This window comes from Pseudoalteromonas sp. RB2-MNA-CIBAN-0110 (assembly GCF_040309305.1).
GTDB lineage: Bacteria > Pseudomonadota > Gammaproteobacteria > Enterobacterales > Alteromonadaceae > Pseudoalteromonas > Pseudoalteromonas arctica.
In genome coordinates this window covers 48,449-69,066 of sequence record NZ_JBEOOQ010000017.1, presented here as the reverse complement: position 1 = coordinate 69,066, position 20,618 = coordinate 48,449, and the positions used below count along the sequence as shown (strand labels likewise).

At 39.2% G+C, this 20,618-nt stretch carries 19 protein-coding genes and 1 tRNA gene; 13 read left to right on the top strand and 7 right to left on the bottom strand.

Features of this window, described 5'->3' with window-relative positions; genetic code table 11:
• Positions 1 to 4 precede the first annotated feature (4 nt).
• From AAEY68_RS10400 to alr, 3 genes are all read left to right on the top strand, one after another.
• Positions 5 to 943 (top strand): DUF4097 family beta strand repeat-containing protein, encoded by a 939-nt coding sequence (locus tag AAEY68_RS10400; protein WP_024589708.1) that lies wholly within the window; start codon positions 5 to 7, stop codon positions 941 to 943.
• A 113-nt stretch (positions 944 to 1,056) separates the two neighbouring features.
• Positions 1,057 to 2,436: a replicative DNA helicase gene (gene dnaB / locus AAEY68_RS10395; RefSeq protein ID WP_007587308.1), complete on the top strand. Its 1,380-nt coding sequence runs from the start codon at positions 1,057 to 1,059 to the stop codon at positions 2,434 to 2,436.
• Positions 2,436 to 3,515: an alanine racemase gene (alr, locus tag AAEY68_RS10390; RefSeq protein ID WP_007587306.1), complete on the top strand. Its 1,080-nt coding sequence runs from the start codon at positions 2,436 to 2,438 to the stop codon at positions 3,513 to 3,515. The genes dnaB and alr overlap by 1 nt, the downstream gene beginning before the upstream one ends.
• A gap of 19 nt (positions 3,516 to 3,534) precedes the next feature.
• Here alr and AAEY68_RS10385 read toward each other — a convergent pair whose 3' ends face one another.
• On the bottom strand, positions 3,535 to 3,774 hold the full coding sequence (locus AAEY68_RS10385; RefSeq protein ID WP_007587305.1) for a DUF2960 domain-containing protein: 240 nt from the start codon (positions 3,772 to 3,774) through the stop codon (positions 3,535 to 3,537).
• A 107-nt stretch (positions 3,775 to 3,881) separates the two neighbouring features.
• On the opposite strand from AAEY68_RS10385, the gene AAEY68_RS10380 reads away from it, so the two are divergent.
• From AAEY68_RS10380 to AAEY68_RS10370, 3 genes are all read left to right on the top strand, one after another.
• Positions 3,882 to 4,133, top strand: coding sequence for a hypothetical protein (locus tag AAEY68_RS10380; protein ID WP_007587304.1), 252 nt, complete (start codon positions 3,882 to 3,884; stop codon positions 4,131 to 4,133).
• A gap of 201 nt (positions 4,134 to 4,334) precedes the next feature.
• Positions 4,335 to 4,952, top strand: coding sequence for a nicotinamide riboside transporter PnuC (pnuC, locus tag AAEY68_RS10375; protein WP_007587303.1), 618 nt, complete (start codon positions 4,335 to 4,337; stop codon positions 4,950 to 4,952).
• 3 nt (positions 4,953 to 4,955) lie between these two features.
• Positions 4,956 to 5,762 (top strand): phosphotransferase, encoded by an 807-nt coding sequence (locus AAEY68_RS10370; protein WP_024592245.1) that lies wholly within the window; start codon positions 4,956 to 4,958, stop codon positions 5,760 to 5,762.
• A gap of 3 nt (positions 5,763 to 5,765) precedes the next feature.
• Here AAEY68_RS10370 and AAEY68_RS10365 read toward each other — a convergent pair whose 3' ends face one another.
• Positions 5,766 to 5,948 carry a hypothetical protein gene (locus tag AAEY68_RS10365; RefSeq protein WP_007587299.1) on the bottom strand — a complete coding sequence of 61 codons (183 nt, stop codon included), beginning with the start codon at positions 5,946 to 5,948 and terminating at the stop codon, positions 5,766 to 5,768.
• A 246-nt stretch (positions 5,949 to 6,194) separates the two neighbouring features.
• Between AAEY68_RS10365 and AAEY68_RS10360 the strand changes: the two genes are divergently transcribed.
• From AAEY68_RS10360 to AAEY68_RS10350, 3 genes are all read left to right on the top strand, one after another.
• A tRNA-Arg gene (locus AAEY68_RS10360) sits at positions 6,195 to 6,269 on the top strand.
• A gap of 196 nt (positions 6,270 to 6,465) precedes the next feature.
• On the top strand, positions 6,466 to 7,017 hold the full coding sequence (locus tag AAEY68_RS10355) for a hypothetical protein (protein WP_231620110.1): 552 nt from the start codon (positions 6,466 to 6,468) through the stop codon (positions 7,015 to 7,017).
• Between the two features lies 1 nt (position 7,018).
• Positions 7,019 to 7,723: an NRDE family protein gene (locus AAEY68_RS10350; RefSeq protein ID WP_024592246.1), complete on the top strand. Its 705-nt coding sequence runs from the start codon at positions 7,019 to 7,021 to the stop codon at positions 7,721 to 7,723.
• A 108-nt stretch (positions 7,724 to 7,831) separates the two neighbouring features.
• Here the strand turns inward: AAEY68_RS10350 and AAEY68_RS10345 are convergent, their stop codons facing one another.
• Positions 7,832 to 9,595, bottom strand: coding sequence for a bifunctional lysophospholipid acyltransferase family protein/GNAT family N-acetyltransferase (locus tag AAEY68_RS10345; RefSeq protein ID WP_024592247.1), 1,764 nt, complete (start codon positions 9,593 to 9,595; stop codon positions 7,832 to 7,834).
• A gap of 352 nt (positions 9,596 to 9,947) precedes the next feature.
• Between AAEY68_RS10345 and AAEY68_RS10340 the strand changes: the two genes are divergently transcribed.
• Positions 9,948 to 11,162 (top strand): cyclic di-GMP phosphodiesterase, encoded by a 1,215-nt coding sequence (locus AAEY68_RS10340; protein ID WP_024592248.1) that lies wholly within the window; start codon positions 9,948 to 9,950, stop codon positions 11,160 to 11,162.
• On the opposite strand, the gene AAEY68_RS10335 is transcribed toward AAEY68_RS10340, so the two are convergent.
• A complete protein-coding gene (locus AAEY68_RS10335; RefSeq protein ID WP_033012404.1) occupies positions 11,122 to 11,445 on the bottom strand; it encodes a hypothetical protein in 324 nt (107 codons plus the stop codon). The genes AAEY68_RS10340 and AAEY68_RS10335 overlap by 41 nt on opposite strands.
• Before the next feature lie 283 nt (positions 11,446 to 11,728).
• Here AAEY68_RS10335 and AAEY68_RS10330 point away from each other — a divergent pair, with 283 nt between their 5' ends.
• Positions 11,729 to 12,979, top strand: a complete 1,251-nt coding sequence (locus AAEY68_RS10330; protein ID WP_024592249.1) for an outer membrane protein transport protein — start codon at positions 11,729 to 11,731, stop codon at positions 12,977 to 12,979.
• A 113-nt stretch (positions 12,980 to 13,092) separates the two neighbouring features.
• On the opposite strand, the gene AAEY68_RS10325 is transcribed toward AAEY68_RS10330, so the two are convergent.
• The 3 genes from AAEY68_RS10325 to pepA form a co-directional block, all read right to left on the bottom strand.
• Positions 13,093 to 15,948: a valine--tRNA ligase gene (locus tag AAEY68_RS10325; RefSeq protein ID WP_024592250.1), complete on the bottom strand. Its 2,856-nt coding sequence runs from the start codon at positions 15,946 to 15,948 to the stop codon at positions 13,093 to 13,095.
• A 53-nt stretch (positions 15,949 to 16,001) separates the two neighbouring features.
• Positions 16,002 to 16,448: a DNA polymerase III subunit chi gene (locus AAEY68_RS10320; protein ID WP_007587285.1), complete on the bottom strand. Its 447-nt coding sequence runs from the start codon at positions 16,446 to 16,448 to the stop codon at positions 16,002 to 16,004.
• Positions 16,449 to 16,598: 150 nt separating this feature from the next.
• Entirely contained in the window at positions 16,599 to 18,110 is a 1,512-nt protein-coding gene (gene pepA / locus AAEY68_RS10315) for a leucyl aminopeptidase (RefSeq protein ID WP_007587283.1), read from the bottom strand.
• 309 nt (positions 18,111 to 18,419) lie between these two features.
• On the opposite strand from pepA, the gene lptF reads away from it, so the two are divergent.
• Positions 18,420 to 19,532: an LPS export ABC transporter permease LptF gene (lptF, locus tag AAEY68_RS10310; RefSeq protein WP_002962016.1), complete on the top strand. Its 1,113-nt coding sequence runs from the start codon at positions 18,420 to 18,422 to the stop codon at positions 19,530 to 19,532.
• Positions 19,529 to 20,596, top strand: coding sequence for an LPS export ABC transporter permease LptG (lptG, locus tag AAEY68_RS10305; RefSeq protein WP_024592251.1), 1,068 nt, complete (start codon positions 19,529 to 19,531; stop codon positions 20,594 to 20,596). Before lptF ends, lptG begins: the two co-directional genes overlap by 4 nt.
• Positions 20,597 to 20,618: the final 22 nt, after the last annotated feature.

Genomic DNA, 20,618 nt, shown 5'->3' with positions numbered 1-20,618 from the left:
CGACATGAAAGCGATTTTATTAGGACTGAGCTTATTTCCGTTGGCGGTATTAGCGGGTGAAAAAATAGATAAGCAAATAGACGTACCAAGTGGCGGCACTATTTTTATTGAAAACCAACGCGGTGATATACATATTACAGGCTGGGATAAAAACGAATTTAAAGTATCTGGCGAGCTTGATGACAAAGCCGAGGGTTATGAGCTTAAAATAAATGGCGATAAAACTCAGTTTATTGTAAAAATGCCACGTAAATCAAATTGGAGTAATAATGGCGATGGCTCAAGCCTAACCATATTTATGCCTAAAAGCAGTAGTTTAGAGTTTGCTGGCGTTAATGTATCGGTGACTGCGAAAGAGCTAAAAAATGGCGCTGAAGTTGACGTGGTTAATGGCGAAATTACGGTAGATGATATTACTGGCAACATTAAGCTCACCACCGTAAATGGTGATGTAAATGCAGAAAACCTAAGTGGTAATATTCAATTTGAAACCGTAAATGGCGAAATTAACGATAGAGAATCAAGTGGTGAACTACGTTTTAGCGCTGTTAATGGCGATATTAAATCAACCTCAAGCGCCAATGATGTGCGCCTTGAAAATGTAAATGGCGATATAGATTTTACGCTATCGTCAATTAAAAACTTACGTATTAACACGGTGAATGGCGAAGCCGAAGTACATATTAAAGAGCTTTTAAAAGGCGGTGATGTACGTTTTGAATCGGTAAGTGGCGATGGTGATTTTTACTTTCCTGACAGCGTATCTGCAAATTTTGAAATTAAAGCGCACGCTAATGGCAAAATCATTAATAAAGTTACTGGCGATAAAGTCAGTAAAGCTAAATACGGCCCAGCCAGTGATTTAGAATTTAGCATTAATGGCGGTAATGCTAATGTTGAAATGGATACAATTAGTGGACGCATAGAGCTTCGTATTAAATAACGCTCATTCACCTTCACGATTACAAAAAGCAGGAAAAGATTTCCTGCTTTTCTATTTGCACAGCCCCTTCAAGTCGATAGAATAGAGCCATTCAATTTTACTACTGTGAAGTTATGGCCAAACCAGATAAGCAAGTCGATACACTTAAAGTTCCTCCCCATTCAATAGAAGCTGAACAATCTGTTTTAGGTGGCTTAATGCTTGATAACCAAGCTTTTGACCGCGTAGCGGAGCTTGTTGTATCACAGGATTTTTATACCCGCACGCACAAGTTAATTTTTGAGGCGATGACGGCACTTGCTGAGATTGGCGATCCGATAGATTTAATCACTATTTCTGAAAGTTTAGAAAAAAATAATAAACTGGCAGGAATTGGTGGCTTTGCTTATTTAGCAGAAATAGCTAAAAACACGCCAAGTGCTGCTAACATTGACGCTTACGCAAGTATTGTACGCGAACGTGCTGTTGTACGTGAAATGATTGGCGTAGCGAACGAAATTGCAGAAGCCGGCTTTAACACCGAAGGGCGTACTAGTCACGACTTACTCGATTTTGCCGAAAGCAAAGTGTTTAAAATAGCTGAGCAACGAACAAAAAATAATGAAGGCCCGCAAAGCATTCATAGCATCCTTGAAAAAACCGTTGATAAAATAGAAGAGCTTTATCAATCACCACAAGATGGTGTTACGGGTGTAAGTACAGGTTATGCCGATCTTGATAAAATGACGACGGGCTTACAGCCTTCTGACTTAATTATTGTTGCAGCGCGTCCATCTATGGGTAAAACCACTTTTGCGATGAACCTTGCAGAACATGCTGCAATGACTCAAGACAAACCAGTATTAATTTACTCTCTAGAGATGCCTTCAGAACAAATTATGATGAGGATGTTAGCGTCTCTTGGCCGTATTAACCAAACTAAGGTACGTACTGGTCAATTAGATGATGACGATTGGGCACGACTTTCATCAACAATGGGCTTGTTGATGGAAAAAGGTAAAATGTACGTTGATGATGCGTCGGGCTTAACACCTACCGATGTGCGTTCACGTGCAAGGCGTATAGCCCGCGACCACGGTGGCATTAGTATGATCATGGTCGATTACTTGCAGTTAATGCGTGTACCAAGCCTTGCTGATAACCGAACGCTCGAAATTGCTGAAATTTCACGTTCACTTAAAGCACTAGCAAAAGAGCTAAAATGTCCGGTTGTTGCGCTTTCGCAGCTAAACCGTACGCTAGAGCAACGTGCAGATAAACGTCCAATTAACTCAGATTTACGTGAGTCGGGGTCGATAGAGCAGGATGCCGATTTAATCATGTTTATTTACCGTGATGAAGTTTATAACGAAGACAGTACTGACAAAGGTATTGCCGAAATTATCATAGGTAAACAACGTAACGGCCCAATTGGTAAAGTGCGTTTAACATTCCAAGGTCAATTTTCTCGCTTTGATAATTACGCGGGACCAGCGGTAGATGACGATTACTAATGCGCTTAGCCACTGCTGAAATTAATTTAGCTGCACTTGCGCATAATTTAGCGCAAGTTAAGTGCTTTGCACCTAACAGCAAAGTAATGGCGGTGCTAAAAGCAAATGCTTACGGGCATGGTTTAGTAACGATTGCGCAGCATTTAAATAATGCTGACGCATTTGCTGTGGCGCGAATAGATGAAGGGCTTGCCCTTCGAGCTGGGGGCTTAACAAAGCCAATAGTTTTACTAGAAGGCTTTTTTAACAAAGCCGACTTACCTATTTTACTCGCTAATAACTTTCAAACTATTATTCATGACGAATACCAATTAGCCGCGCTTGAAAAAGCAAAGCTCGATGCGCCAATAACATGCTGGTTAAAAGTAAATACAGGTATGCATCGACTAGGTATTGCGCCAGAGCAGTTTGAAGAGTTTTATAACCGCTTACAAAAAACACCTAACGCCAAAAATACCGTTAATTTAATGACCCATTTTTCGTGTGCTGATGATGTTGATAATGCCAAAACGGTTCAACAAATCACGTTATTTGATAACTTAGTGAATGGCATTGACCAAGCACATTGTTTATCAAATTCTGCTGGTATTATTGCATGGCCGAGCGGTCATGGTGATTGGGTGCGCCCTGGGCTTATGCTATATGGCGTATCGCCAATGGCAAATAGTATTGGGCAACAACATAAATTAAAACCAGTTATGCGCTTAACTACGCGCGTAATTGCAGTGCGTAATGTACCAGCTAATGAGGCGGTAGGGTATGGCGGACGTTGGAAAAGCGATAAACCAACCAAGTTAGCTGTTGTGGCTATGGGTTATGGCGATGGTTATCCTCGGCACGCTAAAGAGGGCACACCAGTAATAATTGGTAAGCAGCGTTATGGTATTGTTGGCAGTGTTGCTATGGATATGATTAGCGTAGATATAGGCGCTAATGAGCACAATATTAAAGTGGGCGACAGAGTCACTATGTGGGGCCCTGAGCTACCAGTTGAAGAAATAGCATTATGCGCTGATACTATCCCTTACGAGCTATTATGTAATATTACACCGCGCGTAAGTTATGAGTATCAGCGTTAATACAGCTATAAAGCGGTATTTACTCTTTTATAAAGTAAACGTCGCTAAAGCCCATACGGGCAAATTCTTGGTCGCGAAAGTTACGAACAGAAGCAGACCCTTTTGAGGTCATTTCTATTTGCTGTACCATGCTTAAGTAATTAGTCAGATCAATACCTTCGGCGGCAGCAATTGCTTGATACATGTCGTGGTATTTATCTTTAGCGAAATTAATCTCGCGCGGTTCGTTTTTATATTTGTAGGTTATTCTACGTGCCATTTTAAGCTCATTTCAATTGAGTGTTGCAGCGATTTTACACTGTATTTAATAACGGCTCTAGCATTGAATGACTTGTTGTAATCGGTAATTAAAATAAAGAGTCAAAAATGAAATTATCAGTAGAGATCAGTAAATACCCACTTCACCAAGATTATATCCCGTTTATTCAGGGCTTTATTGACAGATTAAACGAATACGATGATTTAAAAGTGATTACTAACACGTTATCAACGCAAATTTTTGGTGATTACGATTTAGTAATGCAGGTGTTAAATACCGAAATTAAACGTTCATATGAAGAATTTGGTAAAGCTATTTTTGTATGTAAGTTTCTCTCTGGCGACTTATCGCCTGAATAACCTATAATACCAACCTGCATAAATATTTGATCAATTTAACGAATTAAATTGCACTATAACGTCATTAAAAGTTTTTTATTTAGAACAACTAGATACAAAAATTTTTGCCTAGTTCTAGCGTAATTTTCTTAACGTTAAATAGACCCCGTATATAAGCAGATTGGTATAACAATCGGCACAACTAAACGGTAATTGCATAATATGGACTTTTTAACACAAACCTTAAGTGGTTTTACAGCAATGTCGCATTGGGAGTATATTGCGGTAGGGTTGTCGATGGCTTATTTATTATTAGCAATAAAAGAAAGCTTATGGTGTTGGCCTGCGGCATTTTTTAGCACGCTCATTTATACAATAATGTACTGGAATGGCGCATTACTTATGGAGTCGTTACTTAATTTTTATTATATGTATATGGCTGTATTTGGCTGGGTTGTATGGCGTAAAGGCAAAGCTGCAAATTTAAATATTACATCGTGGTCGATAAACCGTCATGCTGTTTTAATTAGTTTAACAACCGTAGCTGCAATAGTTATTGGTTACGTTATGCAAAATTATACTCATGCCGATTTTGCTTATCTTGATAGTTTTACAACATGTTTTGCCGTAGTAACTACTTACTTAGTGGCTAAAAAAGTCCTCGAAAACTGGCTGTACTGGATTGTAATAGATGCCGCTTCTATGTATTTATATTACGAAAAAGGCTATTACCCAACGCTAGCACTCTTTATATTTTATACCATTATGGCAGCGTGGGGCTTTAAAACCTGGTACGAAGAGTACGAACAAAGCCAAGCTAAGCCTCTAGCACAGCTTTAATCAATGATTGAGCATACTCAGTTAGTAAAAATGTGTAGTGCGTTTATAGAGCCTACAAGCATTGTTTCAAGCGAGCGATTACTTAATGGCTTTAGTAACGATAATTTTTTAATACGTACCGAGCAACAAGGGTATTTGTTAAAGTGTTATAAAAGCCATTGGCCAAGTGACGGCCTTGAAGCGCAGCGCTTTTTAAGTGACTTTAATATATGCCCTGCGCCTATTTGGCTTGATAAAGAAAACGGTCGTGCGGTATTTAATTATATTGAAGGCAAGAGCGCGCAATCGGATATAACGCTTAGCTTTATTAATAAACTTGCTCAAGTGCACAATTACAAAGTGTCTACCGCGCCAATGGATATAGCTAAAGAGCTTCATTTTTATCAAAGCACCCACGTATATACGCAATACAAACCTCAAATAGAGAAGGCACTCAAAGCCGTTGCAGCTATATCATTTAATGCAGGCTTTTGTCATAACGACTTAGTAAAAGATAACATTATTGTAAATGCTTCAGGCATGTATTTAATTGACTTTGAATATGCACAAACTAATGATGTGTATTTTGATTTGGCAGCCCTTGCAGTGAGCTTTAATCTTAATGAGAGCAGTGAAAGTGCATTGTTAAATAACTATAAAAATAGTATCGATAAAACAAAAACGTTTAATCCTTCAATGGATAAGCTGAATTACTATAAGCTGTTTTTTTTAGTGTTATGTATTGGCTGGTATGAAGAGCGCAGCATAACTAGTAAATCTGTAATGTTACGCGCGCAGCTAACTAAACTCGTTAATAATACTTTTTTATAGATGTTAAAGACCACCAAAGCGCTCGGCGAGCTCTTTGTATTTTGTTACTTCGGCTGTATCAAATTGTGGTTCACCATTTTCATCTTCTGATTTAGCAATTAATAAACTTTCTCTAGAGAGACGTTTTACACGCTCTACTTTTACACCTAAAAACTCAGCAACTTGCTCAGTAGACATTAAACTCATCATTATTTCCTCGTATTAAATCCATCCGCACAGCGACAATCATAGTTTCAATGTTACTAAACCGTTACTGTTTCCTATTCAATAAGAATAAATAGCGTGTTTTTAAGCCATTGTGAAGTGTTTTATTTAAAAGAGTTTAATTAATAAGCATATAAGCTGATGTTACTGGTATTTATTTAAAGATCTCTTTATCATTGCTGATGCTAAAGCACTGATATCGCGAGTTGGTGTGGCGGCAACAAATGTGCTCTCGTGGTGAAATGGATATCACGTGGCCCTCCGGAGGCTGAGTTGTAGGTTCGATCCCTACCGAGAGCGCCATTTGCTTTTACATCTACTAATATTCCCCTCTATATTATCTAGCTTTTCATTAATTACTTTTGTATTTAAAAATGTATTACTGCATAAATTTTGAAATTTTATTGTAAGAACAGCTTTCTAGTTATTTATACAATGCAAAATTGCATTATTCAAAATGTTATCTAACGTTATGTATGCATATACGACGAAATTATAAATGAGGAAAACCGATTCAATGTTAAATAGTCAGTTAGAAATACTCGCTCAAGGACATGCTTATCTTGAAAGTGTAACTAAAGAGGATTATTCGCAAATCGTTGCTCCTAATTTCATTAGTTCAGCTGGGTCACATATGCGCCACATTATCGATCATTACCAATCTTTAATGACGGGCTTTGGTATAAATAATATTGATTACGATAGTCGCCTACGCGGCAGTAATATTGAAAGTAACCCCTGCGAAGCTATAAAAAAAATTGCCGAGATAGCATCGTGGATTGAACAGCTAAGTACAGATGATTTTAATAAACCGCTGTTACTTTCAAGCGAAGTATCAATTAAAAGTAAAAATGTACAAACTGTAACAACCTCATTAGCACGAGAGCTTATATTTGTAGGAAGCCATGCAGTACATCACTATGCGATGATTTCACAAATTACCTTTGCACAAAAAGCATCATTCGATCAGAACTTTGGGTTAGCACCAAGTACAGCCACTTTTTTGAGAGAAAAAAGCCAACAAAGCCAATTAAAATCACTGCAAAGTTAATATGTGCACTTTAAGTTACTTCCTAACTGATGATGGCTACGAGTTGTTTTTTAATCGTGATGAACAAAAAACACGAGAAATGGCACTCGCCCCGAGTAAGCACACAGATAACGCAATTTACCCTATCGATCCGCAAGGGGGTGGTACTTGGCTTGGTGTATCGCATTGGGGGCAAACGTTAGCTTTATTAAACGATTATCAAAGTGCATTTGATATAACTGCCGTAAAGCACAGCAGAGGCCTCTTAATCCCGCATTTACTAAGCAATAATACCCCTGCATTGTCTCAATTAAAAAATATGGATTTATCGGGTTACGCGCCTTTTAAATTGTGTATTTTTCCGGATGAATTATCGCTAAATAATGGTCACATCGCTTTTGTTCGATGGGACACAAAACAATTAATCGATTGCCAAGTTGAATCGCTTGCAACGTCGTCTGGCGTTGAGCTAGAAACAGTTACACAAAAGCGTAAACAACAATTTAAGCAACTTATTGACTTAAGATATCCTGCAAGTGAGCAGTTTTTAGCATTTCATTACAGCAAAGCCGAGCAAGGCCAATATGGTGTAAATATGCAAAGAGAAGATGCAATGACAGTCAGTATTAGCCATATTAAAGTTGGTAACACTATACGCTTTAATTATTTTGATAAGCAGTCTCAGCTCATTAGCAGCATTAGTTGTTTAAAAGTGGCTACAGCTTAACTAAATATTTTTATAGCTGTTACATAACTAAAAAAGTCGACGCAATTAATTGCGTCGACTTTTTTGTTGCTCTATTTTCATCTGCTGTATTAATACAGCAGATGAAAATTATGAGTGATTTATATAATCATCTTTTTTATCACCAAGGTAGAGCTTAAGTAGCTTTTCAGGCGCACTTGGTAGGTGCACACTTAAAAGTAATCCAGGGGTGTGATTAAAGTTACTGTCAATTCCCATACAATGAAATTGAGCGCCTAGCTTATGATATTGCTTTAATAAAATCGGTATGTCTTTTTTATCTTCTTCTATTCCCATAACCAATGTTGATACATGATCTATGTTTAACGTGTGATCACTAATGAAGTCTTCAAACTCTGGATGAATTTTTTTATTAAAAGGCGTATTGGCGCTAACACCTTGTTTATTATTAACCATAGCATGGTCAATAATTGCGACAGAACGAGGGTCGTAAAGCTTACTTAATGAAACCGTGCCATATAAAGTCCTATAACGTGGGTTTTGCGACATAAACGCACCGATCCCTTTAAATAGCAGTAATAAGCCATGGTAACTGCCTTGATGTTTTTGAACTATAAACGAGCGACCCATTTCCAAGCACGGCTGTTGTTGATTAATAAAAGAGGGTTCAAAATTAAACATTTGCGATAAATAAAGGGCGCTCACGTCGCTATTTTTTTGTAATAAATCAGTTTGTCCAATTCGATAAGCTCCAATGATCTCTTCATTTTTATGATCAAAAATAAATAAATGCATGTAGCTTGCGTCAAACTTATCGGTATCACATGGCTCGCCGCTTCCTTCGTTCAATGTACGAAAGGTTATTTCTCTAAGGCGTGTTATTTCAGCAACACAATTAGGTATTTGATCTTGATAACCGTAATAAACGGAGTAACTTTTAAAGTCTAATAAATGCTGCTCGCTTGGTAAGCTAGCAAGTTCACTCGTCATTTTTGTTTTATCAACATCCTGCATAATCGCTTTTAGTTGCATTGATTGGGCATCGTCTTGCCAAGGTGTTACAAAGCGTTCATCGTTTAAATAGCAAAGCAGGCGCGCAATATCGTTAATGTCGCCAGTTTTCTCAAATTTATTTAATAACTTGGGTGTAAGTAAATTACCAGCACCTAAATTAATGGACCTTTTTTGAATTTTAAGTAATTCACGTATTAGCATTAATAATCTAAATCGGTAGTAAATACGTCCCAAATTGTAAAACATAGGGCTATTTTGACCACTAATAAACACAGGTAATAAAGGGGCTTGTGTTTTTAAGGCTAGTTGAGCCGCTAAGCGATTCCATTGACCGTCGGTTACACGTTGTTTTTTTGATTGAAAAAACGAAACCCTGCCAGCAGGAAAAACCACAAGTAAACCATCGTTATTTACATGTTTAAAACACTGTTTAATTGCACTGGTATTAATGGCTGCTTTTGGTTTTAGCGGATTGGCAAAAATAAAATAGTCTTTAATTTCTGTAAATATTTTTAAACCAACGTTAGCCATTACTTTAGTATCGCTACGATAATGGGTGAGTAATTTGGCAATTATTACGCCCTCAATCATGCCATAAGGATGGTTACATACTACTATGCAAGGGCCTTGCTTAGGTATTTTGTTAATAACACCTTGTGCGCCAAGTACATTAATACCCAATACATTTAAAAGCTTTTCACTAAACTCCTGCTTATCTAAACCCGATAAATTATTAGAGAGGTATATATCACGCAGTTTATTTATACCTAATAAGCTATCGAGCAGTGGAGCGGCTACTTTTAATATATGACCCAAAGGCGAGGCTGTGTTTATTGCAGCCACACTTAGGTTTGATACGGGGTGGTTTAGTTTTGTCATATATTAGTACTCTTAAGAATTTAAAGCAGTTGTTATTAAGTGCTGTGTATATTGAGACCGAGGCAAAACAATATTATGTTCAAGAAAGGTTAATAAAGTTCGCTTTTTTATAATGATTAGATAAATTTTATAACTAAATCACCTGCTTTTTAGTGATAAGCAATTTAGTGTAGTTGAGATGAAAGCGTTTAATTATTAAAAAGTAAAATAATCAGAATTACAATGCAGCTCAAATAGGGCTGTAAATAATGCTTTTAGTTATATATAACTACTTACAACTCAAAAACTAGACTTTTAGGCTTAATTAATGCTATTTAAGGTACATATTCCTTAATAGAAAAATCCCGCCTTTATGCTAATTACTTTGCCCGTATCTGAGCTTACTCCTGGTATGTATGTTGATAGCGTTACTAAGCAACATGAAGGGATCAATAGCATAAAAATTAAGACCAGTGGCTTAGTGCGCGATAGATCTATTATTAAGCGTTTAGTCTCTGAAGGGGTGCTTGAGCTGCTTATAGATTTTGCTAAAGGTGATGCCCCAGTTCCTGCCAAATATAAGCCTCAAAGCAAACCTAAAACATCTAATAGCCAGCAAAAATCCGAAAAAACACCTATAGCAATCTCAATTGAACAAGAATTTGCTAAAGCGAGTGTCAATTACGATCAGCATGGCCGAAAGCTACAGTCGTTATACGGTGACTTAACATCTGGCCTGAGTGTTAATATAAAAGTGCTTGATGAAATAGCCAGCGAAATAGTCAGCTCAGTTTTTCGTAACGCCAACGCCATGACTATTCTTACTCGTATAAAAGATAAACACAGCTATAACTGGCGGCATATGATCAACTGCGCCATTTTTACCGCTGTATTTACTAAATACTTAGGGTACAAAATGGCTGTTGTGCAAGAGCTTGCCATGGGCGCGTTACTTCATGATTTAGGCCAAGCTAAATTACCGCAGGGTATATTTTCAAAGCCAACTAAGGTTACTAATAATGAGCTCTTAGCGATTAAAAAGCATGTAGCGCAAGGTTTGGGTTTAGTTAAAGGCGAGAAGGGTATAACACCCCTAATGCTTGATATGATAGTGAATCATCATGAGCGCTTAGATGGCTCTGGTTATCCGCGAGGCCTACAGGCAGAGAAGTTAAGTCGTCCAGCGCGTATAATGGCAATTGTAGATGTGTACGATGCAATGACTGCCGATAGAATGCATCAAGATGGTGATGAACCAATCAACGCATTGCGGTACTTATTAGCCAATAAGCAATTGTTTGATGGTGAGTTAGTACAGCGTTTTATAAAGTGTTTAGGGGTTCATCCGGTAGGAACTATTGTAAAATTAACGAATGAACGTTTAGCCTTAGTGCTTGAAGGGAACGTATTAAATCCTATTAAACCTAAAATTAAGCTATTTTATAATGCTAAGCACAATCATCATGTTACACCGAAAGACATCGATTTAAGTGAGCACACCCAAGAGCTTAAAATACTATCAAGTGTTAAGCCCTTAGATTATCAGATTAATTTGTCTCGCCTGCTAAAAGAGCATTTGTTGAACTAGCCTTACTGCATTGCCTTTTTTTAGTTTGTTTTGCAGAAATAAACGCACCCAAAAAGCAATTTCCCATCAGTGTTAACCATAACAAAGTGCCTAGCTCTACGTGCAATGCAAAACAACACAGCGCTAAAGATATTAACGCATTTAACATTGCCCCTAGCCAATAATGGTTTACGGGGTTATCGCATTGTCCTGCTTGAGTACATGCGCAGTAGTTTGCTTTGTAAAAGCAAAACACACTCGCTCCACAAAATATTAGCCCTGTAATAATAAATAAAATGATCACAGTTTTACTTCCATTGCGATTTTATAATGAGTGTAAGTTGCTACTAATTCCAAGTCAATCTAAATGATAATTAATTACATTTAGAGTGTTTACTCTAATACCACACTTCTCATCCGATGAGTTTTAAATAGTTGTTAAAATGTCGTTAAAAAACATGTTTTTTACTGTCTTTTGACGTATTCATAGAGTTTTTTACAAAAAATTAAGGTAGTGTAATCACGTTTTAAATCCTAATAACAACACACATAGTACCCAGACAGTCAGTTTGGTTAAGGACTCAACAATGAAATTTTCTAAAACCCTTATTGCAGCTTCGCTTGCATTTGTTTCAGCTGATAGCTTTGCAGCTGCGTTTCAATTATCAGAGCAAAATGCATCGGGTTTAGGCCGTGCATACGCTGGTGAAGCTTCTATCGCAGACGACGCGTCTGTAGTTGCACGTAACCCTGCACTAATGACTTTATTTAAAGAAAAGCAACTAAGTGTTGCTGCTATTGGCGTAATCCCAGATGTAAGCTTAGAAGGTGAAGGCGCGCCAACTGGTATAGATCAATCTTCATTAGATGACGATAGTATTGCACCAAGTGCAGTGGTACCAGCAGCTTACTTTACTATGCCTTACAACGATAAAGTATCACTTGGTTTTGGTGCGTTTTCAAACTTTGGCTTATCAACAGACTTTGACGATGACTACTCAGCAGGACAGATTGCTGGTAAAACAGAAATCTTCACCGTTAACTTAAATGCAAGCGTTGCTTATAAAGTTACTGAAAAGTTTAGCTATGGTATTGGCTTAAACGTAATTTACGCTGATGCAACTATTGTGCGTCATGCTGGCTCTGGTTTACCATTTGCTTCAAGCACTGAAGTTGTGAACTTGGAAGGTGATGATACAGGTTACGCTTTAAATGTTGGTTTAATGTATCAGCTAGATGATAACAGCCGTTTTGGTTTTAATTATCGTACAGAAACAGATATTACATTCGAAGGTGATTACTCGAATCAAATACCAACAGCTTTTGGTGGATTAAATGGAACTGAATTACCTGGTTCTGTTGAAATAACACTTCCTGCAATAGCTGAATTTTCAGGTTCTCATCAGTTAGATGAAAAACTTGGTCTTCATTACAGTATTTTATGGACAGGTTGGAGTAGCTTTGATTCATTAGAAGCACAAGTTACAGCTCCAACTGGCGATAAATTTAGCGCATTTAATAAAGATGAAAGCTTCTCTGATTCATACCGTTTCGCTGTTGGTTCAGATTACCAATATAACGAAGATTTATTACTTCGTGCTGGTGTAGCATTTGATCAGTCTCCAGTATCACAAGATCACCTGTCGATCTCTATCCCAGATACAGATCGTTTTTGGTTCTCATTCGGTGGTAACTACACAATTGATCAAAGCTCTAACGTTGATCTTGGTGTAAGTATTATCCGTGGTAAAACTCAGAACTTTGAAGAAGATGGATTTGAGTTTGAGTCAGAAGGTAATGCAGTACTTATTGGCGCTCAGTACAACTACAAGTTTTAATGTAGAAGTGTCTTGTGGTTAATCACAGGGCACAAAAAAGCCGCTCACTTTAATTAAAGTGAGCGGCTTTTTTAATGCCTATTAAATAGTGTTAATAGGCATTTTATGAAAGCTTATAAGCTTTCTATTTTAGTTTTTTGCTCAAGTAGCTTAGTTTTAGCATCGCTAAACTCAGCCAGTTTTGCATTTTCTTTAGCAAGTACAGCTTCAGGTGCGTTGTTTACAAACTTTTCGTTAGCGAGTTTGTTCTGCACTTGTGCTAGGCCTTTTTCTGCTTTTTCGAGTTGCTTATTAATACGCGAAAGCTCGGCTTCCACATCAATTAAGCCCGCCATTGGGATCATGATCTCAAGGTTGCCAACATAAGACGTGGCACATGCTGGTGCATCGTCTTTGTTTTCAAGCATTGTAAACTCTTCAATTTTTGCAAGTGACGCTAAAAATGATTTGTTTTCTTCAATGCGGCGCATGTCGTCGCTTGATGCATTAGCTAGTAATACGCTAAGCGGTTTACTTGGGCTAATATCCATTTCACCACGAATATTACGAATAGCTAAAATGAATTGTTTAACCCACTCTAAGTCGTCCATTGCTTTGGCATCAACGCTTGCTTCGTTATATACAGGGAACGGCTGAACCATAATACTGGTGTTCTCTGTTTCAAGGCCTGCAAGTGGTGCAACACGTTGCCAAATAGTTTCCGTAATGTATGGCATCATTGGGTGCATTAAACGCAGTAAGCTTTCAAGTACCGTTATTAACGTATGGCGTGTACCACGTTGCTGTGCTTCATTACCTTTAAACAGTACTGGTTTAGTTAGCTCTAAGTACCAATCACAAAATTGGTTCCAAGTGAATTCGTAAAGCGTGTTAGCAGCTAAGTCAAAACGGTAGTTATCTAAATGCTCTGTATAGGTTTTAACGGTTGCTTCATATTGACCTAAAATCCAGCGGTCAGCTAATGAAAGCTCCGTTTGAGCACCGTTTGCAAAACCACAGTCTTGCTCTTCTGTATTCATTAATACGTAACGGCTCGCGTTCCATAATTTGTTACAGAAGTTACGGTAACCTTCAAGGCGGTTCATATCCCAGTTAATATCACGACCGGTAGATGCCATTGCAGCAAGCGTAAAGCGAAGGGCGTCGGTGCCGTGTGCTTCAATACCGCCTGCAAATACTTTACGCGTATCTTTTTCGATTTTAGCGGCAAGTTTTGGCTGCATCATATTACCAGTACGTTTTTGTACTAGGTCTTCAAGTTCAATGCCGTCAATCATGTCTAGTGGGTCAAGTACGTTACCTTTTGACTTAGACATTTTATCGCCATTGTCGTCACGTATTAAGCCAGTTACATATACGGTTTTAAACGGAACTTGTGGTTTGCCATTTTCGTCTTTTACAAAGTGCAGCGTCATCATAATCATGCGTGCAACCCAGAAGAAAATAATATCAAAACCAGTTACCAACACGTCAGACGGGTGGAAGGTTTTTAAATCATCAGTATTTTCAGGCCAACCTTGTGTAGAGAAAGTCCAAAGCGCTGATGAGAACCACGTATCAAGTACGTCTTCGTCTTGGCTTAGCGTTACGTTATCTGCAATGTTGTTTTCACGGCGTACTTCAGCTTCGTCGCGACCAACAAATACGTTACCTTCATTGTCGTACCAAGCTGGGATACGGTGACCCCACCAAAGCTGGCGTGAAATACACCAATCTTGTACGTCGTTCATCCACGAGAAGTACATGTTTTCGTATTGCTTAGGTACAAATTGAATATCGCCGTTTTTAACAGCGTCTTTTGCAGGCTCAGCAAGTGGTGCAACACGTACATACCATTGGTCGGTAAGTAGTGGCTCAATTACAACACCAGAGCGATCGCCGTAAGGAACCGTTAAACCATGGTCTTCAATTTTTTCAAGTAAGCCAAGTTCTTCAAATTCTGCCACAATTGCTTTACGCGCTGCAAAACGATCAAGGCCGCGCAAGCGCTCAGGAATTGGCGCATCAAACTCAAGCTCTTTACCGTCAAAGGTGTATGTTTCACCTTGGGTAAGAATAGCGGCGTCTTTATCGAAAATGTTGATCATCGGCATTTGATGACGCTTGCCCACTTCGTTATCGTTAAAGTCGTGCGCTGGGGTTATTTTTACACAGCCCGTGCCTTTATCTTTATCGGCATGTTCGTCAGCAACAATTTTAATACGACGATTAACGATAGGTAATAAAATCTCTTTACCGATTAAATCTATGTAGCGTTCGTCATCAGGGTTTACTGCAACACCTGAGTCGCCAAGCATGGTTTCTGGACGAGTTGTTGCTACTACTATGTAGTCTTTTCCGTCTTGCGTTGTAACGCCATCAGCCAGTGGGTAACGTAAGTTCCACATGTGGCCTTTTTTGTCTTTGTTTTCAACTTCAAGATCAGAAATAGCCGTATGTAATTTAGGATCCCAGTTTACTAGGCGTTTACCACGATAAATTAGGTTTTCTTTGTGAAGGCGTACAAACACTTCTTTAACGGCTTCAGATAGGCCATCGTCCATGGTAAAGCGTTCACGATCCCAATCAACCGATGCGCCAAGGCGACGAAGTTGTTTGGTAATAGTGCCGCCCGATTCTTTTTTCCATTCCCAGATTTTATTAATAAAATCTTCGCGGCCTAAATCGTGGCGTGTTTTGCCTTCTTCGGCATGCAGTTTACGCTCAACTAACATTTGCGTTGCAATACCTGCGTGGTCAGTACCTACTTGCCATAATGTGTTGTTACCTTGCATACGTTTAAAACGCGTTAGGGTATCCATTATTGTATCTTGGAAGGCGTGGCCCATGTGTAAGCTACCAGTGACATTTGGCGGCGGGATCATAATTGAATATGGTACGCCTTTACCAGATGGCTTAAAGTAGCCTTTTTGTTCCCAGTCTTGATATAGAGACTGTTCAATATCTTGCGGATTGTAGGTTTTATCCATTACACAGAACCTTAAATAAGTACTTAAATTAGTTGGTTAGTTTGCCTGATTGGCTAGCTATTAATATCTTGCGTGGTGAGATTGGCACCGAGTTGGCGTAGCTTTTTAAAACGCTCGCGGGCTGCTTGTTTAGCCGCTGCTTCTACGGGTACAAAATCAAAAACTTGGTTAAACCGACGAATGTAATCCGGTAACTGAGTAGCCAAGTTAATTAAAACTTTACGATTGCCAACAGGTGGCGTAATACCAATTTCTACAGGTGCGCCGCCTTTAGGGCCTTCACCTTGTAAATTATGTGGCACAAAACTATCTGGATCGAATGCCCAAATTATTTCATCAATGGCACAGGCTGCTTCGTTATCGTTAACACAAATAAACACACGCTGCCCATTTCGATACTGATCGGCCGCAATTTGAGCAGCCAAAGCAAAATGATCGTCAGCCTTCGCTTTAGACTCATCTTGTTGCTTTAGAACGAAAAATTTAGCGTTCATGTTCATTGTATCGGGGTTTCCCATGACATTGAATGTATACCAAATTGATATACATAAATTAAGAGGCAGATTTTGCCATATAACGGGGTTTGCTTCAATTAATACACAAATAAATAAGGCGCCAAATGGCGCCTTATAAGTAGCTAAACAGTGTGTTTAATCTTGAGCGGCTTCACTTACGCCAGCTCTATTTAATAAATACTGAGTAAGCATAGGAACAGGACGACCCGTTGCGCCTTTTTTAGCGCCACTGCGCCAAGCTGTACCGGCAACATCTAAATGCGCCCAATGATACTTTTTAGTAAATTTAGACAAGAAACATGCCGCAGTAATAGTACCCGCAGAGCGTCCGCCTAAGTTTGTAAAGTCAGCAAATGGGCTCTCTAGTTGATCTTGATAGTCATCCCATAACGGTAACTGCCATGCGCGGTCGCCACTTTGCTCAGACGCTTTTAATAAATCGTGTGCAAGTGGGTTATGGTTTGATAGTAAACCAGTCGCATGCGCGCCAAGGGCTACAATACAAGCGCCAGTAAGTGTTGCTACGTCAATAACCGTATCTGGATTAAAACGTTCAACGTACGTTAGTGCGTCGCACAATACTAAACGACCTTCAGCGTCGGTGTTTAACACTTCAACTGTTTGCCCCGACATTGTTGTTAGAATATCACCCGGGCGATACGCGTTTGAGCCAGGCATGTTTTCACAGCCAGCTAAAACACCAATAACGTTAATTGGCAATTGCATTTGTGCAAGTGCACGCATTGCGCCAATAACACCTGCAGCGCCGCCCATGTCGTATTTCATTTCGTCCATGCCTTCGCCTGGTTTTAATGAAATACCGCCTGAGTCAAACGTTAAGCCTTTACCAACAAGTACAATAGGGGCTTGGTCGTCAGCGGCGCCTTTGTAGTTAATAATCGACATAATTGATTCGTTATCACTACCTCGGCCAACAGCTAGGTAAGAATTCATACCTAGTTCTGCCATTTGCTTTTCGCCAATAATATCAACAGTGATGTTGTCAAAATTAGTTGCCAACTCTTGTGCTTGCTCGCCTAAGTACACTGGGTTACAAATATTTGGTGGCATATTAGCCACGTCTTTACACAGCTTACTACCTGCAGCAATGGCTAAACCATGCTCAATGGCACTTTCGCCAATCGTTAGTTCGCGTCGTGTTGGTACGTTAAACACCATTTTACGAAGCGGACGACGAGGGTCTACTTTTTTACTTTTTAATTGGTTAAACGTATATAAGCAATCTTGTGTTGTTTCTACTGCTTGACGAACTTTCCAGTAAGTGTCGCGACCTTTAACGTGTTGCTCTGTTAAAAAGCAGACTGCTTCCATAGAGCCTGTTTCGTTTAAGGTATTAATAGTTTTAGAAATAATTTGTTTATATTGCTTATCATCAAGCTCGCGCTCTTTACCACAACCAACAAGCAATATGCGCTCGCTTAATACATTAGGTACATGATGCAATAATAAAACTTGGCCTGGCTTACCTTCTAAGTCGCCACGGCGAAGTAAATTAGAGATATAGCCATCACTAATTTTATCGAGTTGTTCACCAATGGGGGATAACCTACGTGGCTCGTAAACGCCAACCACAATACATGCGCTGCGCTGTTTTTCTGGGCTACCACTTTTTACGTTAAATTCCATTGTCACTCCTGATTTTGAGTCATTTAAGTTAGTAAGTTGGGGCTAAAAAAGTATTTTCTAGTCTTATCTACGTAACTTATGTGCGGATAATTTTAATTTTAGCTGATTTTGCTAGACTCTTACTGTGTAATTGAACTTTATATGCTTAAGGGCTACTAATGCAACATTATATCGTGCACTTAGGTAGGATAATTAATTTTGATGGCTTATAATAATAGCCTATTTGCCGGTATTAATTGGGTAAAATAGCTATTTAACTATTCAATTCTCACTATCGTAGTGAAATTCCATGTTTAACAGGGGCGAGCATTGCTAATTTTCCGTTATTTGACCGCTGAGGTTTTAAAATCGCAGGTCGCCGTATTTTTAACTTTGATGACAATATTTTTGTCACAAAAGTTAGTTGGTATTTTAGGTGATGCCTCTGAGGGCAGCATTCCTGCTAAATTAGTGCTATCGATGATTGCACTAAAACTTCCACAACTAGCCTCGCTAATACTTCCACTGAGTATATTTTTAGGCATTATTTTAGCCTACAGCCGTATTTACGCTGATAGCGAAATGACCGTACTTAAAGCCTGTGGCGTAAGTGAATGGTATGTTGTGCGCGTAACACTTATATCAAGTGTAGGGCTTGCTATATTAGCCGCAGCACTGACTATGTATATAGCGCCGTGGGCAAGCGAGCAAGAGTATCAATTAAAAGAGCAAGCCAAAGCCGATGCGGGGTTATCTGCACTCAGAGCTGGGCGGTTCCAAGAAACCGGTAACGAAAAAGCAGTGGTGTTTATTCATAATATTGAAAAGGGTGGCAAAGAGCTCAATAAGGTATTTGTTGCACAGTTACCCGATAGCGAAAAAGGCAACCTAGCGCGCTTAGTATATGCAGAGCAAGGTGTTGTGGTTGAAGCCGTAAATGGTGAGCAACAGCTCGTGCTAACAGACGGTAAACGCTATGAAACAGATGGCACAACGCCTGCACTTAACTTAACAGAATTTGATGGTTACAGCGTACAAATACGAGAACAAGAAATAGAGCATCAACGCCGTAAGTTAGAGGCTGTGCCTACTAATCAATTACTCGCCATTAATACTCCTGAATCTATTGCTCAATGGCAATGGCGACTCGCTATTCCGTTATCAATCCCGCTACTTACCTTACTGGCAGTACCACTAAGTGTGGTTAATCCTCGCCAAGGTAAATTTGCAAAACTAGTGCCTGCTATTAGCTTGTACTTAGGCTACTTTATTTTACTAAATGCCGCTAAATTTGCAGTTGAAGATGGCAAAATCCCGCCTTCAATCGGCTTGTGGTGGATTCATCTAAGTGCCCTGTTTATAGGTGGGTTATTAATTATAAAAGGGCGACCACTGGGCGCTTGGCTTAAAGCCGTTGTAACTAAGCGGGAGTTAGGCTCATGATGAAAACGCTTGATTGGTATTTAGGCCGCAGTATTTTACAAACTACTGGCTTTGCATTGTTGGTACTTGTTGGTATTAGCACCTTAATTAAGTTTATCGACCAGTTAAAGTCGGTAGGGCGCGGCAGTTACGATTTAATGACTGCAATGCTTTATACGCTTTATACAATTCCTGGCGATTTAGTAGTGTTTTTCCCGATGGCTGCGCTAATAGGTGGCTTAACAGGTTTAGGGGCGCTTGCCTCAAACAGTGAGCTGGTAGTGATGCAAGCCGCTGGTATGTCGCGCTTACAAATAATTGGCTCAGTGATGAAAACCGCCGTATTTATGGCTATCTGTATGATGGCATTGGGCGAATGGGGCGCACCTGAAGCACAATTACACGCTAAAGAAATGCGTAACCAAGCAATACATGGCGGCGATGTGTTTAATACACAAAAAGGTGTATGGGCTAAAGACGGCAATAATTTTATTAATATTGAAGATGTTGATGAAAACGGCAGGCTTAACGGGGTGCATATGTACCACTTTGATAAATCGTTAGAGCTTACCCAAATTACTAAAGCAAGGGATGCACTGAGCCGAAAAGATGGTTGGTTACTTCGTGACGTTAACAAAGTTATTATTACTAGCGAAAAAACGACAACAGAGCAACTGCCTGAAGAGTTTTATCCTTCGCAACTCACAGCGGAAAAGTTAGGGGTTGTTTCGGTAAAACCAGAGTCGCTTTCGTTTACTGGGCTTTGGTCATATTTAAGTTACTTAGAGCAAAACGAACAAGACACAAGTACCTACGAATTGGCTCTATGGCGTAAGCTTATGCAGCCTGTATCTGTAGCGGTTATGCTGCTGGTGGCGCTGTCGTTTATATTTGGCCCGTTGCGTACAGTAACAATGGGCGCACGTATTATTATGGGAGTTGTTACAGGGATCGTGTTTCACTTAACTAATGAAATATTTGGCCCTGTAGTTATGGTTTACCAAATACCTGCCATTATAGGTGCGGTATTGCCCAGTATTATATTTATAGGCTTTGCGACCTATTTGATGAATAAGCGGGTATAAATTTACTTATTCAAAATATGAA